Origin of the sequence: Paenibacillus typhae (assembly GCF_900099765.1) — a bacterium.
In the GTDB taxonomy this organism is placed as follows: Bacteria; Bacillota; Bacilli; order Paenibacillales; family Paenibacillaceae; genus Paenibacillus_AQ; species Paenibacillus_AQ typhae.
On the sequence record NZ_FNDX01000037.1, the window covers coordinates 33,273 to 55,242 of the forward strand.

The following is a 21,970-nucleotide window of genomic DNA, read 5'->3' on the forward strand; positions in this document are numbered from 1 at the left end:
GAAGCGCAGCTAACAAAACTTTTGAGGAGGAATATTATGGCACAGCCGGTTACAAAGAAAATGGTTATGAAGCTTGTCGGCAAACATATCGTTGCTGTAAAAAAAGACGGCTCCAAGGTAACAGGCAAACTGGTGCGTGTGTCGGGCAACCGTCTTATTCTTCAGCGGGTCAGCGGTAAAAAAGTGCAAACCAATGCACTGATTCCGCTGGTGCTGTTTGATCTGCTTGCTGTAGGTACTGCACCATATGCCGGCTACGGCGGCAGTTATGGCTACGGCGGCGTACCTTACGGCTACGGACCAGGGCCAGGTTATGGCGGCTATGGACCGGGTTATTACGGAGGTAAGCCGTACCCGCCGATCGGATTCTTTTAAATTTCAGTTAAATTGCTTCTCGAACTCATAGCAATAATTCTGCGGCTGATAACGGGCTACGCTGTAGCCCATTTTTTCATAGAAGGAGATACCTGCTGTATTTCCGGTGTCCACAGCCACCTTGGCCCGTTTACAGCCGCGGGATAATGCAAATCGTTCAGCCCGGTCCATCAGCAGATTGCCCCAGTGCTTGCGGCGCGCTTCCGGAGCTATGGCCAGCATATCAATGTATAGCAGATCACCGTGCAGCATGAAATGGACGAACCCAAGCGGGTCGCTCTCATAGTCCGGACAAGCAACCAGGGTTACACCCTGGCTCAGGCGGCGGGGCAGGTCCTTTCTGACCTGGTTGATAATAGTCTGCGGCAGATGTGACAACGGGACGAGCTGCTTCTCAATCAAGTCCATAATGACGCTGTCATCCTGCCTGGGTCTGCGGTAACGAATCATCGCGCGCCCCCCTTTCCACGCATTGTCGTACATCATATGCCTGCAGGGGTGTGGGCGTTACGGCAAGGGCAGAACAACGTTTTGTGACAGATTAGGAAATATGGGTATTGACTTATCCATGTGAGGAATCATATAATGTGTCTAAACATTTTAACGAACATACTTGTATCGGCAATGATGAGGACGAAGTTTTAAGGGCTCTTTTGCTCAGAGAGTGTGAGGATCTGCTGCAACCTCCACCGAAATCCCTTATATACGAGCTCACCTCGGAGCTGTTTTCCTGAAAGGTCCATCAGTTAGAGCGGTGGAATTATTAGGGGGAATCGTTTGGTCCGCGTTACGGACTTCAGGTTACAAAGATTTGGGCCCTGCCTACATCGATGGATTTTTGTTACCTGATAAGGCGTTGCATCGTGAGATGCAATGCAAACATGGGTGGTACCACGGAAGCTAAACCTTTCGTCCCTCACGCGCTTTGCTTTGGCGCGTGGGAGGCGGAAGGTTTTTTTGGTTTTAAGCCCCTGCTGCTGAATAAAGGACGGTCCGTCATTTGCATAATGAATGTTAACAATCGAAGGGAGGAATACTGATGAGCGCGCAAACACCGGAAGTGCGGTCTACAGAAGAATTACGTGAGAAATGGAAAAATCCCGAGGTGATAACAGGCTCTGAAATCCTGCTGCGCAGTCTGGTACTGGAAGGTGTAGACACGGTATTCGGCTATCCGGGCGGAGCGGTATTGTACATCTACGATGCCCTGCACGGATTCGATGATTTCAAGCATATTCTGACCCGCCACGAACAAGGCGCGATTCATGCCGCTGACGGTTATGCCAGAGCAAGCGGGAAGCCGGGCGTCTGTATCGCAACCTCAGGTCCGGGAGCAACGAATCTCGTTACCGGTATTGCAACGGCTTTTATGGACTCGGTTCCGCTCGTAGTAATCACAGGAAATGTCTTCTCCAGCCTGATTGGAACAGATGCATTCCAGGAAGCGGATATCACAGGAATCACAATGCCGATCACCAAGCACAGCTACCTCGTAAGGGATGTCGAAGATCTGCCGCGCATCATTCATGAAGCGTTCCATATCGCCAATACAGGACGCAAGGGTCCGGTACTGATCGACATTCCGAAGGATGTATCGGCGGCAAAAACGCTGTTCACACCGGTACAGAACCAGGGAGTCAACCTCCGCGGCTATAACCCGCGTACCGTTCCTAATAAGCTTCAGCTGGATAAGCTGATCCGGGCCATCTCGGCAGCCGAACGTCCGATTATTATCGCAGGCGGCGGCGTTATTTACTCCGGAGCGCATGAAGCGATGACCGAGTTTGTAAAACGGACCGAAATCCCGATTACAACAACTCTGCTCGGACTTGGCTGCTTCCCTAGTGCAGACGACCTCTGGATGGGAATGCCTGGTATGCATGGTACCTATACAGCCAATAATGCCATACAGCAATGTGACTTGCTGATTAACATCGGTGCCCGGTTTGATGACCGCGTAACCGGTAAGCTGGACGGCTTTGCTCCAAAAGCGAAGATTGTACACATCGACATTGATCCCGCGGAAATCGGAAAGAACGTTACACCTGATATTCCGATTGTAGGCGATGTAAAAACGGTGCTGGAAATGCTGATTCCTGACCTTACCCGCGCTGCCAAGGCGGATGCCTGGAGAACGCAAATCGCCCAGTGGAAGCTTGAGAAGCCACTCCGCTACAACGATTCGGATACAGAGCTCAAGCCGCAATGGGTTATTGAAATGATCAATGAGACTACCAAAGGCGAAGCCATTGTAACTACTGACGTTGGCCAGCATCAGATGTGGGCTGCACAGTACTATAAATTTAATCACCCGCGCTCATGGATTACTTCCGGAGGTCTTGGAACAATGGGCTTCGGTTTCCCGTCAGCAATCGGCGCACAAATGGCTCAGCCTGAGCGGCTGGTAGTTTCCATTAATGGAGACGGTGGAATGCAGATGTGTTCCCAGGAGCTCGCGATCTGTGCAATCAATAATATTCCGGTCAAAATCGTAGTCATTAACAACCAGGTTCTGGGTATGGTACGCCAGTGGCAGAATCTCATTTATGAGAAACGCTACAGCTACACAGACCTCGCCGGCAGCCCGGATTTTGTTAAGCTGGCTGAAGCCTACGGTGTAAAAGGACTGCGGGCAACGAATAAAGAAGAAGCAGGCGCAGCGTGGAAAGAAGCACTGGAAACGCCGGGACCCGTTCTGGTAGAATTCGTTGTTCCAAAGGACGAAAATGTCTACCCGATGGTAACTCAGGGCTCAACCATTGATCAAATGCTTATGGGGGATGAATGACAGTGATGAAACACACGATTTCTGTGCTTGTGAATGACCAGCCGGGTGTGCTGCAGCGGGTATCAGGCTTGTTCGGACGTCGCGGCTTCAATATCGAGAGCATTACGGTCGGGCAATCCGAAGAAATCGGATTGTCCCGGATGGTCATCGTTACACTCGGCGACCAGCACACGCTGGAACAGATCGAGAAGCAGCTTTACAAGCTGATTGATGTCATCAAGGTTGTAGATCTTGGCTCCAAACCAATGGTTGCCCGCGAACTGGCCCTGATCAAAGTCAAAGCCGAGCCGGCTGAGCGTCCTGAAATTATGGGGGTAGTTGAGACGTTCCGTGCTTCTGTTGTCGATATCGGTACGAACAGCCTATTGGTCCAGGTCGTAGGCGATACACAAAAGATCGATGCGATGATTGAATTGCTGAAGCCATACGGCATCAAAGAACTGTCCCGCACCGGAGTTACCGCAATGATCCGCGGGAATGCCTAATCGGTATAATTTACAGCTTTAACGGATTGCTGCTTGTGTGCATTAATTTGATAATATTATAATGAATTGCCCGCGAAAGAGCGGGGACTTGAGGAGCAGCACGAAGCTGCGGAATCGGCAGGCCCCAGGCGCTCTTGAAGTACCCGCTCTTTACGATGGGTCCCAAATTAAAGGAGGATATTGACAATGGCAGTGACAACGTACTATGAACAGGATGCAGAACTTAGCGTATTAAAAGGAAAGACAGTTGCAGTAATCGGGTACGGCAGCCAGGGACATGCCCAGGCACAGAACCTGCGCGACAGTGGTCTTCAGGTTGTCATCGGCCTGCGTGAAGGGAAATCCTTTGAAACCGCCAAGAATGACGGCTTTGAAGTATTGCCTGTAGCTGAAGCAGTATCCCGTGCTGACGTAGTACAAATTCTGTTGCCTGACGAAACACAGGCATCCGTATATAAGAATGATATTGAGCCTAACCTCAAAAAGGGCGCAGCTCTGATGTTCTCCCACGGCTTCAACGTACATTTCGGTCAGATCGTTGCTCCTAAGGATTCTGACGTACTGCTGGTTGCACCTAAATCTCCGGGCCACATGGTTCGCCGTACTTATGTAGAAGGCTTCGGCGTTCCTGGTCTGATCGCAATCGAACAGGACGCTACTGGAAATGCCAAGGCAATCGGACTTGCTTATGCTAAAGGTATCGGCTGTACACGTGCAGGAGTTATCGAAACCTCCTTCCGTGAAGAAACCGAAACGGATCTGTTCGGTGAGCAGGCTGTACTTTGCGGCGGTGTATCCGCACTGATCAAAGCCGGCTTCGAAACCTTGACTGAAGCAGGATATGCTCCTGAAATGGCTTACTTCGAGTGTCTGCATGAGCTGAAGCTGATTGTTGACCTGGTGTATGAAGGCGGACTTGCTACTATGCGTGATTCCATCTCCAACACTGCCGAGTACGGTGACTATGTAACTGGACCGCGCATTGTTACTGACGAAACTAAAAAAGCAATGAAAGCTGTACTGACTGATATCCAGCAGGGTAAATTTGCCCGTGACTTTATCCTGGAGAACCAGTCCGGCCGTGCCTTCCTGACTGCTACCCGCCGCAATGAAGCTGCTCATCCGGTAGAGGTAGTCGGCAGCCAGCTGCGTGAAATGATGCACTGGATTAAGAAATAGGCTCATATACTTAATTGGTAAGACACAATAGTGTAATCCTCAGATGCGGCCGTAACTTTGCGGGCCGCATTTGAGGGTTTTAGCACAATTTTCAGGAGGTGCTCAGCTTGCGGAAAATCTATGTGTTCGACACGACGCTGCGTGACGGGGAGCAGTCGCCGGGTGTGAACCTGAATACACGTGAGAAGGTGGAAATCGCCTACCAGCTTGAAAAGCTTGGCATTGACCGGATGGAGGCAGGCTTCCCCGCAGCTTCACCGGGCGATCTGGCAGCAGTCAACGCCGTAGCGAAAGCAGTAAAGGATGTTACTGTTATCGGACTTTCGCGCTCCAGAGAGACTGATATTGACGCGGTCAGAGAAGCACTGAAAGGCGCGCAGGACCCTTGCATTCATATTTTTCTGGCCACCTCGCCGATTCACCGGCAGCACAAGCTGCGTATGGAAAAAGCCCAGGTGCTTGAAACCGCACAATCTGCGATCCGTTACGCGAAAAAGTATTTTTCCAAGCTGGAGTTTTCCTTGGAGGATGCCGGACGGACCGAGCGTGATTTCATGGCGGAAATGGTGGCCATGGCGATCCGTGAGGGAGCGAATGTGGTCAATATTCCCGATACGGTCGGTTACCTGAACCCTTCCGAATATGGGGCCATCTTTAAATTCCTGAAGGATACGGTGCCTGACATTGAGAAGGTCCAGCTGAGTGCCCACTGTCATAATGACCTGGGAATGGCTACTGCCAATACACTGGCGGCCATTCAGAACGGTGCGGATCAGATCGAAGGTACCATCAACGGTATCGGGGAACGCGCCGGTAATACGGCGATTGAAGAAGTGGCTCTGGCGCTGGAGACGCGCAGCGAATTTTTCGGAGCGAAGACTTCTCTGGTGCTCTCGGAAATCTCCCGTACCAGCCGTCTGGTCAGCAGACTGACCGGGATGGCCGTTCCGGGCAATAAGGCGATTGTCGGGGCCAATGCTTTTGCACATGAGTCCGGTATCCATCAGGACGGCATGCTCAAGGAGAAGACCACTTATGAGATTATGACGCCGGAAACAATCGGGCTCAAAGAGAGTAAGCTGGTGCTGGGCAAGCATTCCGGCCGTCACGCCTTCCGGGATAAACTTAATGATCTGGGATATGATCTGCCGGAGGAAGAAGTGAATACCGCTTTTGCGAAATTCAAGGATCTGGCTGATAAGAAAAAAGAGGTCTCTGATGAAGATATTCTGGCCCTGCTGGAGGAAAAGCTTGGCGATACGCCGGAAATTTTCAGTCTGCAGACCATTTATGTCACTTACGGCAATGAGTCCGTTCCTACAGCAAAGGTAGTCATTAAAGGCCAGGAAGCTGAGCCGATCGTAGCAGTTGCCGAGGGGAACGGTTCGGTGGATGCCATTTATAATGCGATCGATCTGGCTACAAGCGAGGAAGTTACCCTGGGTGATTATTCCATCAAAGCTGTAAGCCGCGGCAAGGATGCACAGGGTGAGGTACATGTGGTGCTGTCCCAGGGGGAAGTAGCTGCACAAGGGCGCGGACTAAGCACGGATATTCTTGAGGCCAGTGCCCGGGCTTATCTGGATGCGCTCAACAAGCTGCTGGAGAAGCGTAAGACGTACACGCGCCGTGATCATGCACAGCTGTAAGACTATTTTATAGAAGAAAATGAATTGAGTTAATGAAAGCCATACATTCTGCAAAGTGTTCTTTGCGGGTGTGTGGCTTTTTTTGTGCTGCTGAAACGGGTGTGACATCTGAAGATCATCTATCAGTGGTTTGTCAGCGAAAATAGTTACAATGTATCTTGACGCTATTGCGCTAACGCGCATTTTTTTTGTGTGAAGATCGAGTTATAGGGATTTTGTAGGAGGAAACGCAGTAGTTATCCAACACTGTTCTTAATAAAAGATGAGCGAGAGGGAAAATCTTGAGAGTAATAAGACAAAACAAATGGGCCATTTGGCTTGGCGCAGTTATGCTGGTAACAGCATTTGCAACCGCAATAGGTTTCTTTTCAAATGTCAATGCAGATGCGGCAGAAACTCAAATTACAGAGGATATTGTTAAAAGCGTAACCCTATCCGTCTATGAGAACGGCACGCAGGTTACAACGAACGTGTACAAGCTGGATTCTACAGTTAAGCTGAATTTGACCTATGAGCTTCCGGATGCCAAATATGGAGAGGGCGCTACGTATACCTATACTCTTCCGTCCCAGTTAAAAATTGATCAAACTTATTCGGGCACACTGGTTAACAGTGAATTTGCTGATGGTGTCGGCACTTATACGGTAGGCTCTGATAATAAAGTCGTATTTAAATTTAATAAAAATATTGATGGCCTGTTTGATATAAAAGGAAGCTTTTGGGTAGAATCCAAGCTAAGCTCGACTACCGTTACCGGCAGTACGACGCAGGTGCTTCCTTTTCCGATCGCAGGGAATGCGAGTAACACAATTACTCTCCAGATTCAGCCCAATAACGGAAAGGCTGTCAGCAAATCCGGTGTTCCGCTGCCGCAGAAATATAATGCAAGCACGATTGAGTGGACTGTGGACGTGAATACATCTCTAAGCAGGCTCGCTAATGCATCCGTTACAGATACCATTCCAGCAGGTCTGGATTTGAATACGGTCTCCATAGCTGTATATGGTCTGAATGTCGATGTAAAGGGAAACGTAAGTCAAGGGGGACAGCTCGATCCGGCACTGTATGATACGTCTGCAAGTACTGCGAGGAATTTGAGCCTGAAATTTAATGATACGATAAATGAAGCCTACCGGGTGAAGTTCTCTACCAGCATTACAGATACGAGTAAATCCGGTTTTACTAACACAGCTACTCTAAATGGCAACGGGGCATCCCAAAGCGGAACGTCTCCAGCCGTTGGAGTCAGTTACGGGAAACCGCTGGAGAAGACCGCAGGCAGCTATAATTCAACAACGGAAACGATTAGCTGGCAAATTAAATTTAATTATGATGAAAAAACAATTACCGCGGATAAAGCTGTGCTAACCGACTATTTTAACATTAGCCAGGATTATGTTCCCGCATCGCTGAAAATTTTCAAAGTGAAGCTGGACCAAAATGGAAGTGGTACTGATGATGGCCAGTTGACCGCAGGCACAGATTATACTGTGACCACACTGCCGGATACAGCGACTACAGCAGGCTTTAAAATCCAGTTCAACAATGATATCCAGTCAGCATACCGGATTGTCTACGATACCAAGGTAGCGGACCGGGTATATTCCGGTGAAAGTATTGTAAATAAAGTTACATACAACGGTCAGACTGTTCAAGCTTCTGCTTCTACTTCCCAACGGATTCTAAACAAACAGTCACCTTCAGGTGTAAATTATTTAAACAAAACAGTGAACTGGACGATTAAGGTTAATGAAGACAACAGAAGGATGACCAATCTGCTGCTTACAGACAAGTTTGATAATGCAGGGTTGAAGCTGAGCGGAAAACCGGTTATTTCTCCTGCGCTGGTAGAAAACGTTGATTATACATTCACTAATTTAGGTTCTGGAGATTTCAGTGTAAATGATGGCTTCCAGATCAAATTTTTGAAGCCCATTACTCAGGCCTATACGATCACATACAGCACTGAATTCGATTATTACAAATTAAAAACCGCCTCCAGCTACTTTAGGAATACTGCTTCCATTGTGTGGGATGAAAAAACAACAACAGGTACACAAACGTCAGCTCAAACATTCATTCCACGAATCGAAGTCATCAAGAATGGCCTCAAGTCAGGCAGTTATGATGCGACAAGCAAGACGATCACCTGGAAAGTCGGCGCGAACTATAACAAAAGGGCGCTGGCCGCTGGTGCAGAGCTGGTAGACACGCTGCCTACAAGCCAGCAGATGGCGGGGGGAGATGCCGGCTCGGTAAAGGTATATGAGCTTACTTATACTTCTAACGGGGATCCGGTACAGGGAAGCCTGGTGAATGCTGCAGAGTATGAAGCGGGCGTAACCAGTGATGGACGTAAGCTTAAGGTTAAATTTAAGAACGATATCGACTATGCTTTCTATGTAGTTTTCCAGACAGAGTTCATAGCCGGAGATATTAATCTGGATAAGGTAACCAATACTGCAATTTTGAATGATGCACAGTCCAATGCGGTGTCGGAAACCTTAACTTCTCCAGAGGTAAGTGTTCCGAACGGCGGCCAATATGTGACTAAGACCGGAACCAGAGATTCCTCGGATCAGACGATTATAAACTGGACCATGACCATTAACGCGAATCAGTCTGTGGTGGGCAATGCTCAGGTAGTGGATACACCGAGTACAAATCAGGTGCTGCTGCCAGCCAGCTTCCAGCTTTTTGAGACAACGGTGAACTCAAGCGGGGCAGTAACAGCAACATCAGATAAACTGGCCCAGGGAACAGACTATACAATTGAATTCCTGACAGACTCCAGCGGTAAGGACATCTTTAAGCTGACTTTTAAGAATACGATATCCGAACCATACGTGCTTAAGTACCAGACTGTTATTACGGCTGTAGGAACTGTAGCGGTAACCAACGCAGTTTCTTTCACCGGAACGGGCTCAAAAGCAGTAAGCAAGCCTTTTTCATACAGCAACAGCTTTACTATCGTTGATACGGGCGGTACGGGCAGCGGGGTGAGAGGGTCGCTTAAGGTACTAAAGACCAATGCGAATCAATCGCTAATTTTGCCTGGTGCCGAATTTTCCCTGGGCCGGATCGTAGGTAGTGAACTGAAGGAAACGAAGTATGCGACCAGCGATTCCGGCGGTAACCTGGAGTTCAAGGATTTGCGTGCGGGAAAATATATATTGAAGGAAACCAAGGCACCAGCCGGTTATGCGGTCGATACTACAGAGCGTACGGTGACTATCAATTCCTCCACACCAGTTCTGTTAACAGTGACCAATGATTTCAACGGCTCGCTCAAGGTAACCAAGGTGGCAAAAGACAATGCGGCTACTAAACTGGCAGGAGCAGTCTTTGAACTCTATAACTCAGCCAATACATTGATTGGTTCTGGAACCACGAATGCCAGCGGTGAGGTGATTTTCACCAAGTTAATGGGTGGAAGCTACACTCTTAAGGAGACGAAGGCTCCGGACGGATATGTAATTACTGCCGGCAGTACTGCTGTAACCATTGATCCGGCACAACAAAAAACTTTAACCGTTACTAATGATAAAATAGTGCTCGGCTCGCTTAAGCTGACAAAGGTAGACTCGGCTAACCCGGCGAAAAAGCTGGCAGGAGCAGAATTCCAGCTTTATGACGCCAGTAAGGCTTTGGTAGCAACGGCTACTACAGACGCGAACGGCGTTGTGGAGTTTAAGGATTTGAAGCTTGGCGCCTATACGTTCAAGGAAACGGTGGCTCCGGTTGGCTACGTGCTGGATTCGGCTGAACGCAGCGTTAATATTATTTCGGCTGTGCAAATTGTGCAGCAAATTACCAATAATGAACTTTTAGGCTCGATTAAGCTGACCAAAGTAGATGAGGACAACACGGCCAAGAAGCTTGCAGGAGCAGAATTCAAATTATATGATGCCAGCGACGTTGTGGTAGCAACAGCTACAACAGACGCGAACGGCGTTGTAGAATTTAAGGATCTGAAGCTGGGAACCTACACCTTCAAGGAAACGGTGGCCCCGGTTGGCTACGTGCTGAATGGAACCGAGCGCAGCGCGAACCTGACTGTGGCGTTGCCAAATGTGCAGCAGCAGATTACCAACAAAGAGATCCTGGGCTCGCTTAAGCTGACAAAGGTCGATCAGGATGATACGACGAAGAAGCTCTCAGGAGCAGAGTTCAAGCTTTACAACTCCAGCGACGTTGTGGTCGCAACAGCTACAACAGACGCGAACGGTGTTGTTGAGTTTAAGGATCTGAAGCTTGGAGCATACACCTTCAAGGAAACGGTGGCCCCGGTTGGCTATGTGCTGAATGGAACCGAGCGCAGTGCTAATCTGACTGTGGCTACACCAAATGTGCAGCAGCAGATTACCAACAAGGCAGTACCTGCAACACCGGCACCGACAGCTGCGCCAACGGCAACGGCTACACCGGCACCAGCATCGTCAAATCCGGGTACTCCGGCTTCGACACCAACTGCTTCTACGGTACCGGGGGCAATCGTTACACCTGGACCTTCTGCAACGGCAACACCAGGTCTAACGGCAACACCAGGCCTGACAACACCAGGACCAACTGTGAGTCCGGGAACACCTGCCGTGAGCAGTGCCCCGACACCGCAAGCTACAACAGCTACTACCATTGCGGATATCCCGATTGATGGGGAGATTCCGCTGGGCGGCATTCCGAGCATCAGTGAAGAGCCGTCACATGGTACGGTTGTGGTTACACCGGATGGGAAATGGACTTATACCCCTGATCCAGGCTTTACCGGAAAGGATAAGTTCATCGTCACTGTAACTGACGAGGATGGCAATGAGCAGGAGATTATCATTGAAGTTGATATTGATGAAGTTCCGCTCGGTTCGGTACCTGATAATGACGCTGGTACAGATAATAGTGCTAATTCGGATAATGACAATAACAGTCTGCCCGGCAATCTTCCCAAAACAGGCGAAGAGAGTCCGCTTCCAATCTATCTGACAGGCGGAGGACTTATGGTTCTCGGTATCTTCCTGGCCGTAAGATTCAGAACGCGCAACAAACAGGAATAATCTTTTCAAACGATAAATAACATTCATAGCAATGAAACAACCCATCTGATGAAACGCTTCGGTTGGGTTGTTTTTTTGTGCTTATATTCAAGAATGTTTACGGACTTTTGCAGGCGATTCTACGGTAAACTAGGTATAAGAAATCTTTTTTGAAAAAAAACGTTATGACCTGCAGGGGAACCGGATTGCCTGGCGTCTAACGTTATGAAGAAGGAGGGGAGAACGACTTGGAAGAGGCGGAATGGATTTCAGCCGTGCTTAACGGGCAGAGCCAGGCTTTTGGACATCTGGTGACGCGTTATCAGGGCATGGTATACCGAGTGTGCATCAAAATAACGGGAGAAGCCGAGTCGGCCAAGGATATGGCCCAGGAAGTCTTCATTAAAGCCTACAAGGCGCTCCCCTCCTTCAGGGGACAGTCTTCATTCTCTACCTGGCTGTACCGGATTGCATACAGGACCTGTCTGGACTGGAAACGGGCCAATGACAGGGAATGGCGCCACCGCAGTACGGCGGATTATACAGAGAATGACTGGATTACCTCGCAGACGCCGGAGCAGGCGGCACTGAGCAAGGAAGCCTCAGAGGAGCTGGATCAGAATCTGAACAGCCTCACGGAACCGTACCGGTCGGTCGTGCAGCTGTATTATTTTCAGCACCACTCCTATCAGGAAATTGCCGAACAGAAGGGCGTCTCGGTCAAAACAGTAGAATCACAGCTCTACAGAGCCAGACAGATGATGCGAAAAAGCGGGGAGGAATGGCGATGAATTGTGCAACAGTCAAAGAATGGATGCCGCATTATATCGAAGGCACACTGTCTCCGGAGATGGAGCTGAATCTCCGTCTGCACATCGAAGCTTGTCCCGGCTGCTCATCATGGCTGGAGGAGGCTAGGGCGCTATCCGCACTGTGGAATGAGATGGAAGCCGGACTAGAAACGCCGGAGCCATGGGATTTTCCCGATATAACGAATGACGTAATGGAGCATATTGGACAGCTTGAAGCAGGCCGCCGTGAGCGCGCAGTAAGAGCAACCGCCGCCCGGCGCCGTACTGCACCAGGCACATCCTGGATGCACTACGGAGTTGCGGTGGGCCTTACGTTTCTGCTGCTGCAGTTCGGAGTATTTGAGAATCTGGCCTACGGCATCACCGAGATCAACGGGCAGATGTCGACATCCGTTACAGCATGGTTTAATGCCCAAGGCAGCCATAAATAGAAGCATAATCAGCTTTGGCATACGAAATACGTTTTGAAAGAAGACAAAGTGAAGAAGTAGTACTCACCAAATTTTTAGGAGGATATAGCATGATTAAGAAAAAACGCTGGCTTACCTTTTTCCTGGCGCTTGTACCGGGCTTGGGACATTTATATCTGGGATTCAAAAAGCTTGGACTGCAATATATGATCGGAGCTTCGGCATGTATCATATTTATTCCATCCATGCCGACGGTGTTCCCGTTCGCACTTGCCGCTCTCTGGTTCTATCAATTATTTGATGCCCTGCAAAAAGCGGCCTGGATGAAGCTGACGATCGCCGAGCATGAGCGGATGATGTTCCATCCGGACAGCTATGGAGCCCCGTGGAGCATGGGCTTGCCTCCGGTATCGGAGTATCCGCAGGGTGATGTAAATCCTGTATGGCTGGGTATCGGCTGTGTGGCGGCAGGCTTCCTGCTGCTGGTGGCTACCGCTTTTCCGTGGCTCTGGCGTATTCTTACCGATATGAATATCGGGTCCATTCTGCTGTCGCTGGCCCTGATCGGATACGGCTTCAGGATGCTCAAAAAAAATTCAAAAGTATAGGAAATGGGGATTTCATCCATGGGGAGATGGAAAATCGGCAGCTTCTCTGCCGCAATCGGCTGCATCGCAGTGGGTGTATTAATAGTTCTGGCTCAATATGATGTGGTTTCGTACGACACCCTGGGTTATTTGTGGCCGGCATTACTTATTCTGTTCGGACTGGAAATGCTGATCCGGCTGTTCATCCGCTCCGATGTCAAAACCCGTGTCAGCGGCTGGGCCATTCTGCTGATTATCGTGCTGGTGCTGGCAAGCGGCGGGCAGACCGTGCTGGCTGGCGGAACACTTGGCGGAATTTTCGGCCGGACGCAGCTGACCCCGCTTAGCGGTACTGTGGACATTCAGTCCAAGATCAAGCGCGTGAAGATTGAGCTGCCCAGCGGAAAGGTTATGATTCAAGGGACAGACGGGAACACCCTTAATTATGAGGGCAAGCTTGAGCTTCCCGGCAAAAACGAAACTGAAGCAGCGGACGCTATGGAGAAGAAGTGGAAGGTATCTGAAGATGGGGATACGCTTGTTCTGAAGCTGGATCTGGAGACGAACTGGCTGTCAAACATTCACTTCGGCGTCTATACTAAAGAACCGTATTTGAATATCAGCCTTCCCACGAATCTGGCGGTCGAAGTTGAGACCAGCGACGGGGCAGTTGAAGCAGCCAATCTTGCGGCAGGCATTGAGGTCGATACGAGCAACGGTACACTGGATATCCATGATATCACCGGCGGTGTTGATGCCCACACCAGCAACGGGACCATTTCCGTTCAGAATGTGCAGGGGGAAACCGAGCTGTCCAGCTCCAATGGTGCAATCACGCTTACCAATATTGACGGCTCAGTGTCGGCAGAGAGCAGCAACGGCAGAATCACCGTTAACTCTGCAGTTACAGGCGATTGGGAGCTGGACTCCAGCAACGGCAAAATAACCGTCAGCCTGCCGGCGGCAACAGACGCTGAGATCAGTGCGGAGACGAGCAACGGCGGATTGAAGGGAAATGTTAACTGGAACCGCGATGAAGATAACCAGGGTACAGCCGTGCTGGGGACTGGAAAACATGAAGTTTCCCTGTCAACCAGTAACGGTGCAATTACTGTAGATACAGCCGAATAACAAAAGGAGCAGCCGCCCGGACATTGTCCCATGGTGCTGCTCCTTTTTTTGCTGATCTCTATAAGGATAAGGGAGTGCGCTAATAGTCAGGTTTGTTACCAGGCATACGCCTTCGGTGCTGCTCCACCTGGACCCGGGAAAATTTCGTCCAGCCGCTTCAGCACGCTCTCTTCCAGCACAACCTCAAGGCAGCGCAGTGCGCTTTCGAACTGCTCCAGTGTGCGCGGGCCGATAATAGGCGCTGTTACAGCAGGATTAGCCAGCAGCCAGGCCAGGGCGATATTGTCCTGCGGCTCTCCAAGCTCACGGCTTAACTCAGCAAAGGCTTCAAGCTGGCTCTTATGCTGTTCTATGCGTTCGGCATTGCCGCCGCTGCGGCTGCCCTCAATCTTCATAAGGGCGTTACGGCCAAGCAATCCCCCGTCGAGCGGGCTCCATGGGATAACGCCTAGACCGAGATTCTGCGCTGCCGGAAGCACCTCAAGCTCAGGCAGGCGGCAGGTCAGGCTGTATTTATGCTGCTCGGATACCAGGCCGAGGAAGCCGCGTGCCTTCGCCTCGGACTGGGCAATGGCAATGTCCCACCCCGCGAAATTGCTGGAGCCGATGTAGCCGACTTTGCCCTGGTTCACGGCAAGCTCAAATGCGCCCCATAGCTCGTCCCAGGACACACTGCGGTCAACATGGTGCATCTGGTACAGCTCAATGTGATCGGTCTGCAGGCGCTGCAGGGAGCCTTCCAGGTGGCGGCGGATTATATAGGAGGAGAGACCGCTTTCATCGTTAGGACCGTCAAGCTTGTCGCTCATGGCACCGTATACCTTGGTAGCAAGCACTACTTTCTCGCGGCGTCCGCCGCCCTGCTTGAACCAGCGGCCGATAATGGTCTCCGTAAGCCCGGAGTTTTCACCCCAGCCGTAAATGTTGGCGGTATCGAAGAAATTCACTCCTGCATCAAGTGCAGCGTCCATAATGCGGAAGGCTTCCTTCTCGTCCGTAATCGGACCGAAATTCATCGTGCCGAGGCAGAGGCGGCTGACCTTCAAACCGGATTTTCCGAGCTTTGTATACTGCATTTCACATTCACTCCTTTTATGAAATAGACCAGTGCTTCATGGAAAACAACAGCATGTTTATTGTATCCAACCCGGGAATGAAGAGCAAATAACGCAAGGAAAAGTAGAATCCTATAGGCTCTGCCTATCACTTTCATAGAATCTATATCTTTGTCCTTTGGCGCCCGTTATGTTACAACAATATACAGAAGAACTATGCCTGCGTACAGCAGATCATTTAAGGAGTGACGGAAATGAGCGACGTTAAAAAAATCGCCGTAATCGCCGGGGACGGTATCGGACCTGAGGTTGTGGCTGAAGCGGAAAAAGTATTGAGAAAAGCGGAAGAGGTATTTGGGTATTCCTTTGAAACAGAGCATGCCCTGTTTGGCGGAATCGCCATAGACGAGCGGGGAACTCCGCTTCCGGAAGATACGCTGGAAATCTGCCGCAGTGCAGATGCTGTGCTGCTGGGAGCTGTCGGCGGACCGAAGTGGGACAACAACCCGAAAGAGCTGCGGCCGGAAACCGGACTTCTCGGTATCCGCAAAGCACTGGGACTGTTCTCCAATCTGCGTCCTGCCAATGTGTTTGACTGCCTGAAGGATGCATCGACCCTGAAGCCGGAAGTTCTGGAAGGCACAGACCTGATGGTTGTGCGTGAGCTGACCGGAGGCATCTACTTCGGTGACAAGCTGCGCCGGCAGGGGGAACACGGCGAAGAAGCAGTAGATACTTGCGTATACAATGTAACGGAAGTGGAGCGCATCGTGCGCCAGGCGTTTGAAATTGCAGGTAAACGCCGCAACAAGCTGGCCAGCGTGGACAAAGCGAATGTACTGGAAACTTCCCGCCTGTGGCGTGAGGTTGTTAACCGGATCGCTCCTGAATATCCGCAGGTGGAGCTGGAACACGTGCTGGTTGACAACTGTGCAATGCAGCTGCTGCGCCGTCCGTCCAGCTTCGACGTCATTGTGACCGAGAATATGTTCGGTGATATTCTGAGTGACGAGGCAGCAATGCTGACCGGATCGATCGGCATGCTGGCTTCTGCATCACTGGGTGAGGGCAGCTACGGCTTGTATGAGCCGGTACACGGCTCTGCGCCTGACATCGCAGGTCAGGGCCTGGCTAACCCGATTGCGACCATCCTGTCGCTGGCTCTGATGTTCCGCATGACCTTCGGCTACGAGGATGCAGCTGCAGCTATTGAAGCTGCTGTGGCAGAGGTGCTGGATGCCGGACACCGTACCAGCGATATCGCTGTAGATAAGAGCAAGGCGATCAGCACTACCGAAATGGGTGACCTGATTGTTGCGGCAATCCGCAAAGCGTAAATCTGCCGCTAGATTCCTTCTTTGAAGCAGAAAGACAATAAACTTCACAGAATGTTGCTTATTTATAATAATTATAAAAAAGTAATGAGTGTAATATTGACTTTAATTTAGTGCGATGATACCATTTGGTCTATAGCAACAAGTAAGTGGCCAATTCATTCAATCAGTAAAGCATATTGCCTCATTCCCTCGGCAGGGGATCATGCTAGTGGTTGTTTTTCTTACATAATTAAAGGAGGAAATTAAGCAATGGCAGAACGTTTGGTAGGCAAACCGGCGCCGGATTTCACAATGGAAACAGTAACTGGCGACGGTAAAGATTTTGGTAAAGTTAGCTTGTCCGACTACCGCGGCAAATGGCTTGTATTCTTCTTTTATCCGCTTGATTTCACATTTGTATGTCCGACTGAAATCACAGCACTCAGCGATGCAGCAGCAGAATTCGCTGATCTGGATACCGAAATTCTCGGCGTGAGCGTTGACTCTGTTCACAGCCACAAAGCATGGATCACGACACCTCGTGATATGAACGGCCTTGGGCAGGTAAACTTCCCGCTGGCTTCGGATATCACTAAGAAGGTGGCCAGTGATTACGGCGTACTGATCGAAGAGGAAGGCGTGGCTCTCCGCGGGCTGTTCATCATCGATCCGGACGGCGAACTGAAATACCAGGTAGTTAACCACAACGATGTGGGTCGCAGCGTGGAAGAGACACTCCGTGTACTGCAGGCTCTGCAATCCGGCGGTCTGTGCGCCATGAACTGGAAACCGGGCGACAAGAACCTGTAAGGGTTGTCTGCTCTTTGAGAGATTAGTTATAACCTCCTTGCCGGAAGCTTTTTCCGCCAAGGGGGTTTTTTGCAACAAAATGCCTGTAACTTCCAGGATTGTTGTTTGAAAATAGGCGCTGAGGTTAATATAATGCCTGTAGGAGAGGAATCTCCGGTATCATTTTGTAATACAATAATAAGAAATCAATGGAACTTAACCAAGGAGGGTGAACAATAATGAGCTTTTGCTGTGGAGCGAGTATGGTTGGAACGAAGGGAACCCTTAAACATTATCGCACGCAAGTCCATAATGTTCCCCTGCTGTTTTGCCCGGTATGCCACCGGGTAGAGGTACATTACAAAGTCGAGAATGAGTATGAGATTCTTGCGGAATATGCTCATGGCGATGGTGTTACTGACGTTGATTTTCAGGATTATGTGATGGAAGACGAGGAAGCGATCTTTGAGAATGTCATTAACATGGAGAGCGAAGACCCGCTGGCCATTATCCGGAGCCAGATCGACATGGCGCTTGACCTCCTGGCTGTTGCCAAGCAGATCGGGGACAGCAAATGGGAGCGGGAGCTTAAAAAACGTCTGGCTGTAATGAGCCAGCGGCGTCTCCGGCTGCAGCAGAAGGCCTGATTCGCACGTTAGTCCGGCCGACATCCTTCTACCCGGATTTGCATTCTCCATTTCGTTATGGCCGGTTACGGTCCAATAGCCAAAGAGGCTCCGCATAAGCGGGGCCTCTTTGGCGTGAATTTATAAATAAAACCGGGTTTTCCGCTGCTATGTGAGAATTACGATAAAATTAGTATGCCTTTAGAATCATTTTAACAAGTTTTTTGCCATTCGACAGTTTCTCCGATTGCGTTGTCTTCTTCTCTTGGATATGATTGGAATATAGTTGAAACGGTTGGATAATATAATACGATTTCCGAATGTTCTGGCGGCTTCGTCATATACTCATTTACATAGTAATTTGATGTCGCTTAAGCGTCTATGCCAAATGCAGTAAAAGGGGGAACTTCGTATCGTGATAAGCCAATTTCAGGAAAGCCTGCTTTTGCCGAGAACGTTTCAATCCATGATGATGAACTCTACATATGAGGATGTGCTGGAGCACATTGACAGCGGAATTATGCTGTTTGATGAAGATGGAGTTTTGACCTTTTTAAATAAACAAATGTACGGCATACTTGAGCTGCCTCGCCATTCCCTTCTGGGCTGCACAATGACTCACCTGCTGGCGAATATTCAGCTGAACCGCTTTAAGAAAAAGCAGGTACTGCGCGGATACCGGGAAATGGTGCAGAAGGGTAAGCCGAATTACGAATTTGTAGATGAATATGGCCGTTACTGGCGGGTGACTCTGCATACCGGTGAACAGATGAAGGGAAGCTACCTGTATACGTTTAAGGAAATTTCCGATTATAAGCTGATCGAGCAGACCGCCTACCAGAATGATAGTCTTGCTATGCTGGGCAAATTATCCGCCTCTATTGCACATGAGATCCGGAATCCGCTGACGGCAATCCGCGGATTTATCCAACTCCTGCACCCCCACCTGCATCAGCTGGGCAAGGAGGAATATGCCAAGATTATTCTCGCAGAAATTGACCGGGCCAATGACATTATTCATGAGTTTCTGACATCATCCAAACCCTCTGCCCCGCAGGTAAGCCTGATTCCTGTTTCGGCATTGCTCAAAGAGGTGGTCCTGCTTACGGAGAGCGAGGCCTTGATGAAGGGCTGCCAGATTGATCTCCATCCGTTTCATGATAATATGATCATATCCGGAGATGCCAAACAAATGAAACAGGTAGTATTGAATATGATAAGAAATGCGATGGAAGCGATTACAGAGAGAGCGGATGATTGTATAGGCAAAATTGAGGTCGGGGCCCGCAGAGAAGGTGCAGAGGTCCGCATCTTCATCTCTGATAACGGGAAAGGAATGGATATTTGTACGCTTGACCGGCTGTTTAATCCCTTTTTCACTACCAAGGAGAATGGGACGGGACTCGGGCTGTCCGTCAGTGACCGGATTATTAAGAACCACGGAGGCTGCATTTCGGTCAGCAGCAGAATTAATGTGGGCACACGCTTCGTCATCTCCCTGCCGCTTATACAATAGACGGGCTGTTATCTGAGCGAGCCATGCATTATAATATAATGATCTTAAAGAGGCTGATTCCTGTGTTGCACGGCTAGTGCGGGAAGTCAGCCTTATCTGCGTGATCAGGATCCGCAGGCTTCATGAATAGCGGGAGGAAAGACCATGAATATTGAATGGAATATCGGAGGCCTGTCTGCCGGGCCAGAAGGTGAAGTGTTATGTATTATTGTATCCGAGGCCGAGCTGGATGGTGGCAGCCTTGCGGCAGAATGGAAAAAGGGTATCGAGCCTGTAGCCAAAGCAGGGCTTTTTGCGGGCAAGCTGAATCAGACTTATATACTCCCGCTAGCGGATCCATCCCAATACTCTGCAGTTATTCTGGCCGGAAGCGGAAAGGAAATTCCTGGTGCGGGTGAGCTCAGAGTGCTTGCAGCACATATCTCCCGGGTGGCTGTCCGGATGAAGGCGGCAGTGCTTACCGTTGAGGTTCCTGAATATCTGCTGGCTCAGGGGATAACGGCGGCACAGGCACTGACAGAAGGGCTGATGCTTGGCGAATACCGCAGGAAGCATTACAAGCAGGAGCAGGCTTCTTATAAGGGGCTGTCAATAGTTAAAATGCAGCCGCAGCTCCCTGCAGAAGATGCGCTGGAACAGAGCTGGCGTATGGGAATACAGCGGGGATCGGCTTTTGCGGATGCAACCAATCTGGCCCGTGAGCTGACTAATCTCCCGGGGAATCTGCTGACCCCGTCCGGGCTTGCGGCGGCTGCCATAGAAATAGCTGAGCGGCATGGACTGCCGGCAGAGGTGCTGGATGAACGGGAGATTCAGCAGAAGGGGATGGGGGGACTATTTGCTGTAGGCAAGGGCAGTGTACATCCCCCGCGGATGATTGTCATCCGCTATCAGGGAGCCAGTGAATGGAGTAATGTGACAGGTATTATAGGCAAAGGGATCACCTTTGATACCGGCGGTATTTCGCTCAAGCGGGCCCCGGGTATGGAGGATATGATCAGCGATATGGGGGGGGCAGCGGCTGTGCTCGGTGTCATTGAAGCGCTCGGCAGATTGCGTCCGCAGATCAATGTAGTCATGGTCATTCCTGCGGCTGAGAATATGCCTTCTGCAGGAGCATTCAAACCGGGTGATATCATCCCTACGCTGAGCGGAAAGACAGTTGAGGTATTGAACACTGATGCCGAGGGCAGGGTGGTGCTCGGTGATGCATTGACCTATGCCCGGGAATGGGGAGCAGAACGGCTTATTAACGTAGCTACGCTTACAGGGGTTGTTCTGTCTATCCTGGGGGATATTGCTACAGGTGCAGTTACTAACGACGAACAGTTTTTACAGGAGCTGCTGGATGCCTCCAAGAGGTCAGGGGAGCAGATCTGGCAGCTTCCGGTATACCCCGAGTTCCGAGAGATGCTGAGAAGCGAGGTGGCCGACATCCGTAATGCTGCCGGCCGATTCGGCGGGGCTTCCACAGCAGGGCTGTTTATCGGCGAGTTTGCCGAAGGGACTCCGTGGATTCATCTGGATATAGCTGGTACGGCATTTCTGTCCAAGGAGCGGGGCGTCAATCCCAAGGGGGCCACGGGAGTCATGGTCCGGACGCTGCTGGAATATCTGCTGGGACTCAGCGGTGAATCCGGTCCGGGCCTTCCTGGGCGCAGGTAGAGAAGGAAGGGGAACAATTGCCAACAAAAAGCCGTAAAGTCCGGGGGACGGACTTTACGGCTTATTAGCGTGCATTAGCTGTGATTGACGACTTCCTGCATGCGGGCTGAGTCGGTTCAGCCGTTACGTTTAGCCTTAACCTGATTAGTGAAGGACTGGATGCCATTCATTAATTTGTTCCGGGTGTCTTTGTTTCTAAGCAAATATACTGCTCCCAATGCTGCGGTAGTAAATAACGTTTTTTTCGTATTCATTGTTATTCCTCCTTAGGTAGTGGTCTAGCTGCAATTGCTTATAACAAACATACCCCGATACCAAAGCGTTTAAACCTGATGTATGAAGTTGGAAGCCCTAGAGTTTGCCGTCAGCCGCCCCTGAGCTGCAGGAGAAGGGCGAATCCAGCGAGGCTGCCGAGCAGCTCTTGCTTTTGTCACAGCCCGCACAGGCTCCTTGCTTGCCTTTCTGTACATGTCGGTAGATCATCCATCCGGAATAACCGAAAACCGCAGCTACGATCACGATATTGACTATCATTATTTATTCCCCGCTTTCTTAATGAC

General features: G+C 50.2%; 19 protein-coding genes. 15 read left to right on the forward strand and 4 right to left on the reverse strand.

Features of this window, described 5'->3' with window-relative positions:
• Nucleotides 1–36: 36 nt before the first annotated feature.
• Complete coding sequence (locus tag BLR64_RS22650) at nt 37–375, forward strand: hypothetical protein (protein ID WP_090717843.1); 339 nt, start codon at nt 37–39, stop codon at nt 373–375.
• A 3-nt stretch (nt 376–378) separates the two neighbouring features.
• On the opposite strand, the gene BLR64_RS22655 is transcribed toward BLR64_RS22650, so the two are convergent.
• Nucleotides 379–825, reverse strand: coding sequence for a GNAT family N-acetyltransferase (locus BLR64_RS22655; protein WP_090717846.1), 447 nt, complete (start codon nt 823–825; stop codon nt 379–381).
• A 589-nt stretch (nt 826–1,414) separates the two neighbouring features.
• Between BLR64_RS22655 and ilvB the strand changes: the two genes are divergently transcribed.
• The 9 genes from ilvB (at nt 1,415) to BLR64_RS22700 (ending at nt 14,443) form a co-directional block, all read left to right on the forward strand.
• On the forward strand, nt 1,415–3,163 hold the full coding sequence (ilvB, locus tag BLR64_RS22660) for a biosynthetic-type acetolactate synthase large subunit (RefSeq protein WP_068721109.1): 1,749 nt from the start codon (nt 1,415–1,417) through the stop codon (nt 3,161–3,163).
• Nucleotides 3,160–3,648 (forward strand): acetolactate synthase small subunit, encoded by a 489-nt coding sequence (gene ilvN, locus BLR64_RS22665; RefSeq protein WP_039870626.1) that lies wholly within the window; start codon nt 3,160–3,162, stop codon nt 3,646–3,648. The genes ilvB and ilvN overlap by 4 nt, the downstream gene beginning before the upstream one ends.
• A 186-nt stretch (nt 3,649–3,834) precedes the next feature.
• Entirely contained in the window at nt 3,835–4,827 is a 993-nt protein-coding gene (gene ilvC, locus BLR64_RS22670; protein WP_090717849.1) for a ketol-acid reductoisomerase, read from the forward strand.
• 107 nt (nt 4,828–4,934) lie between these two features.
• On the forward strand, nt 4,935–6,476 hold the full coding sequence (locus BLR64_RS22675; protein WP_068721113.1) for a 2-isopropylmalate synthase: 1,542 nt from the start codon (nt 4,935–4,937) through the stop codon (nt 6,474–6,476).
• Between the two features lie 281 nt (nt 6,477–6,757).
• On the forward strand, nt 6,758–11,524 hold the full coding sequence (locus BLR64_RS22680) for a SpaA isopeptide-forming pilin-related protein (RefSeq protein WP_090717852.1): 4,767 nt from the start codon (nt 6,758–6,760) through the stop codon (nt 11,522–11,524).
• Nucleotides 11,525–11,751: 227 nt separating this feature from the next.
• The gene (locus BLR64_RS22685; RefSeq protein WP_090717858.1) at nt 11,752–12,294 is read left to right on the forward strand and encodes an RNA polymerase sigma factor; all 543 of its coding nucleotides are present in this window, start codon (nt 11,752–11,754) and stop codon (nt 12,292–12,294) included.
• On the forward strand, nt 12,291–12,746 hold the full coding sequence (locus BLR64_RS22690; RefSeq protein WP_167360761.1) for a zf-HC2 domain-containing protein: 456 nt from the start codon (nt 12,291–12,293) through the stop codon (nt 12,744–12,746). Before BLR64_RS22685 ends, BLR64_RS22690 begins: the two co-directional genes overlap by 4 nt.
• A gap of 89 nt (nt 12,747–12,835) precedes the next feature.
• Nucleotides 12,836–13,333: a hypothetical protein gene (locus BLR64_RS22695; protein WP_090717864.1), complete on the forward strand. Its 498-nt coding sequence runs from the start codon at nt 12,836–12,838 to the stop codon at nt 13,331–13,333.
• Between the two features lie 18 nt (nt 13,334–13,351).
• The gene (locus BLR64_RS22700) at nt 13,352–14,443 is read left to right on the forward strand and encodes a DUF4097 family beta strand repeat-containing protein (RefSeq protein ID WP_167360762.1); all 1,092 of its coding nucleotides are present in this window, start codon (nt 13,352–13,354) and stop codon (nt 14,441–14,443) included.
• A 95-nt stretch (nt 14,444–14,538) separates the two neighbouring features.
• On the opposite strand, the gene BLR64_RS22705 is transcribed toward BLR64_RS22700, so the two are convergent.
• Nucleotides 14,539–15,519: an aldo/keto reductase gene (locus BLR64_RS22705; RefSeq protein WP_090717869.1), complete on the reverse strand. Its 981-nt coding sequence runs from the start codon at nt 15,517–15,519 to the stop codon at nt 14,539–14,541.
• A 233-nt stretch (nt 15,520–15,752) separates the two neighbouring features.
• Here BLR64_RS22705 and leuB point away from each other — a divergent pair, with 233 nt between their 5' ends.
• The 5 genes from leuB to BLR64_RS22730 all read left to right on the forward strand — a co-directional run bounded on the left by leuB (nt 15,753) and on the right by BLR64_RS22730 (nt 21,410).
• Nucleotides 15,753–16,835, forward strand: a complete 1,083-nt coding sequence (gene leuB / locus BLR64_RS22710) for a 3-isopropylmalate dehydrogenase (RefSeq protein WP_090717870.1) — start codon at nt 15,753–15,755, stop codon at nt 16,833–16,835.
• 249 nt (nt 16,836–17,084) lie between these two features.
• Nucleotides 17,085–17,624 carry a peroxiredoxin gene (locus BLR64_RS22715; RefSeq protein ID WP_090717873.1) on the forward strand — a complete coding sequence of 180 codons (540 nt, stop codon included), beginning with the start codon at nt 17,085–17,087 and terminating at the stop codon, nt 17,622–17,624.
• Between the two features lie 218 nt (nt 17,625–17,842).
• Nucleotides 17,843–18,250, forward strand: a complete 408-nt coding sequence (locus tag BLR64_RS22720; protein ID WP_068721132.1) for a hypothetical protein — start codon at nt 17,843–17,845, stop codon at nt 18,248–18,250.
• A 394-nt stretch (nt 18,251–18,644) separates the two neighbouring features.
• A complete protein-coding gene (locus BLR64_RS22725; protein WP_090717876.1) occupies nt 18,645–19,745 on the forward strand; it encodes an ATP-binding protein in 1,101 nt (366 codons plus the stop codon).
• Between the two features lie 144 nt (nt 19,746–19,889).
• A complete protein-coding gene (locus BLR64_RS22730; protein ID WP_090717879.1) occupies nt 19,890–21,410 on the forward strand; it encodes a leucyl aminopeptidase in 1,521 nt (506 codons plus the stop codon).
• Nucleotides 21,411–21,526: 116 nt separating this feature from the next.
• On the opposite strand, the gene BLR64_RS30410 is transcribed toward BLR64_RS22730, so the two are convergent.
• On the reverse strand, nt 21,527–21,664 hold the full coding sequence (locus BLR64_RS30410; protein ID WP_167360763.1) for a hypothetical protein: 138 nt from the start codon (nt 21,662–21,664) through the stop codon (nt 21,527–21,529).
• 97 nt (nt 21,665–21,761) lie between these two features.
• Nucleotides 21,762–21,944 (reverse strand): FeoB-associated Cys-rich membrane protein, encoded by a 183-nt coding sequence (locus BLR64_RS22735; RefSeq protein ID WP_068721137.1) that lies wholly within the window; start codon nt 21,942–21,944, stop codon nt 21,762–21,764.
• Nucleotides 21,945–21,970: the final 26 nt, after the last annotated feature.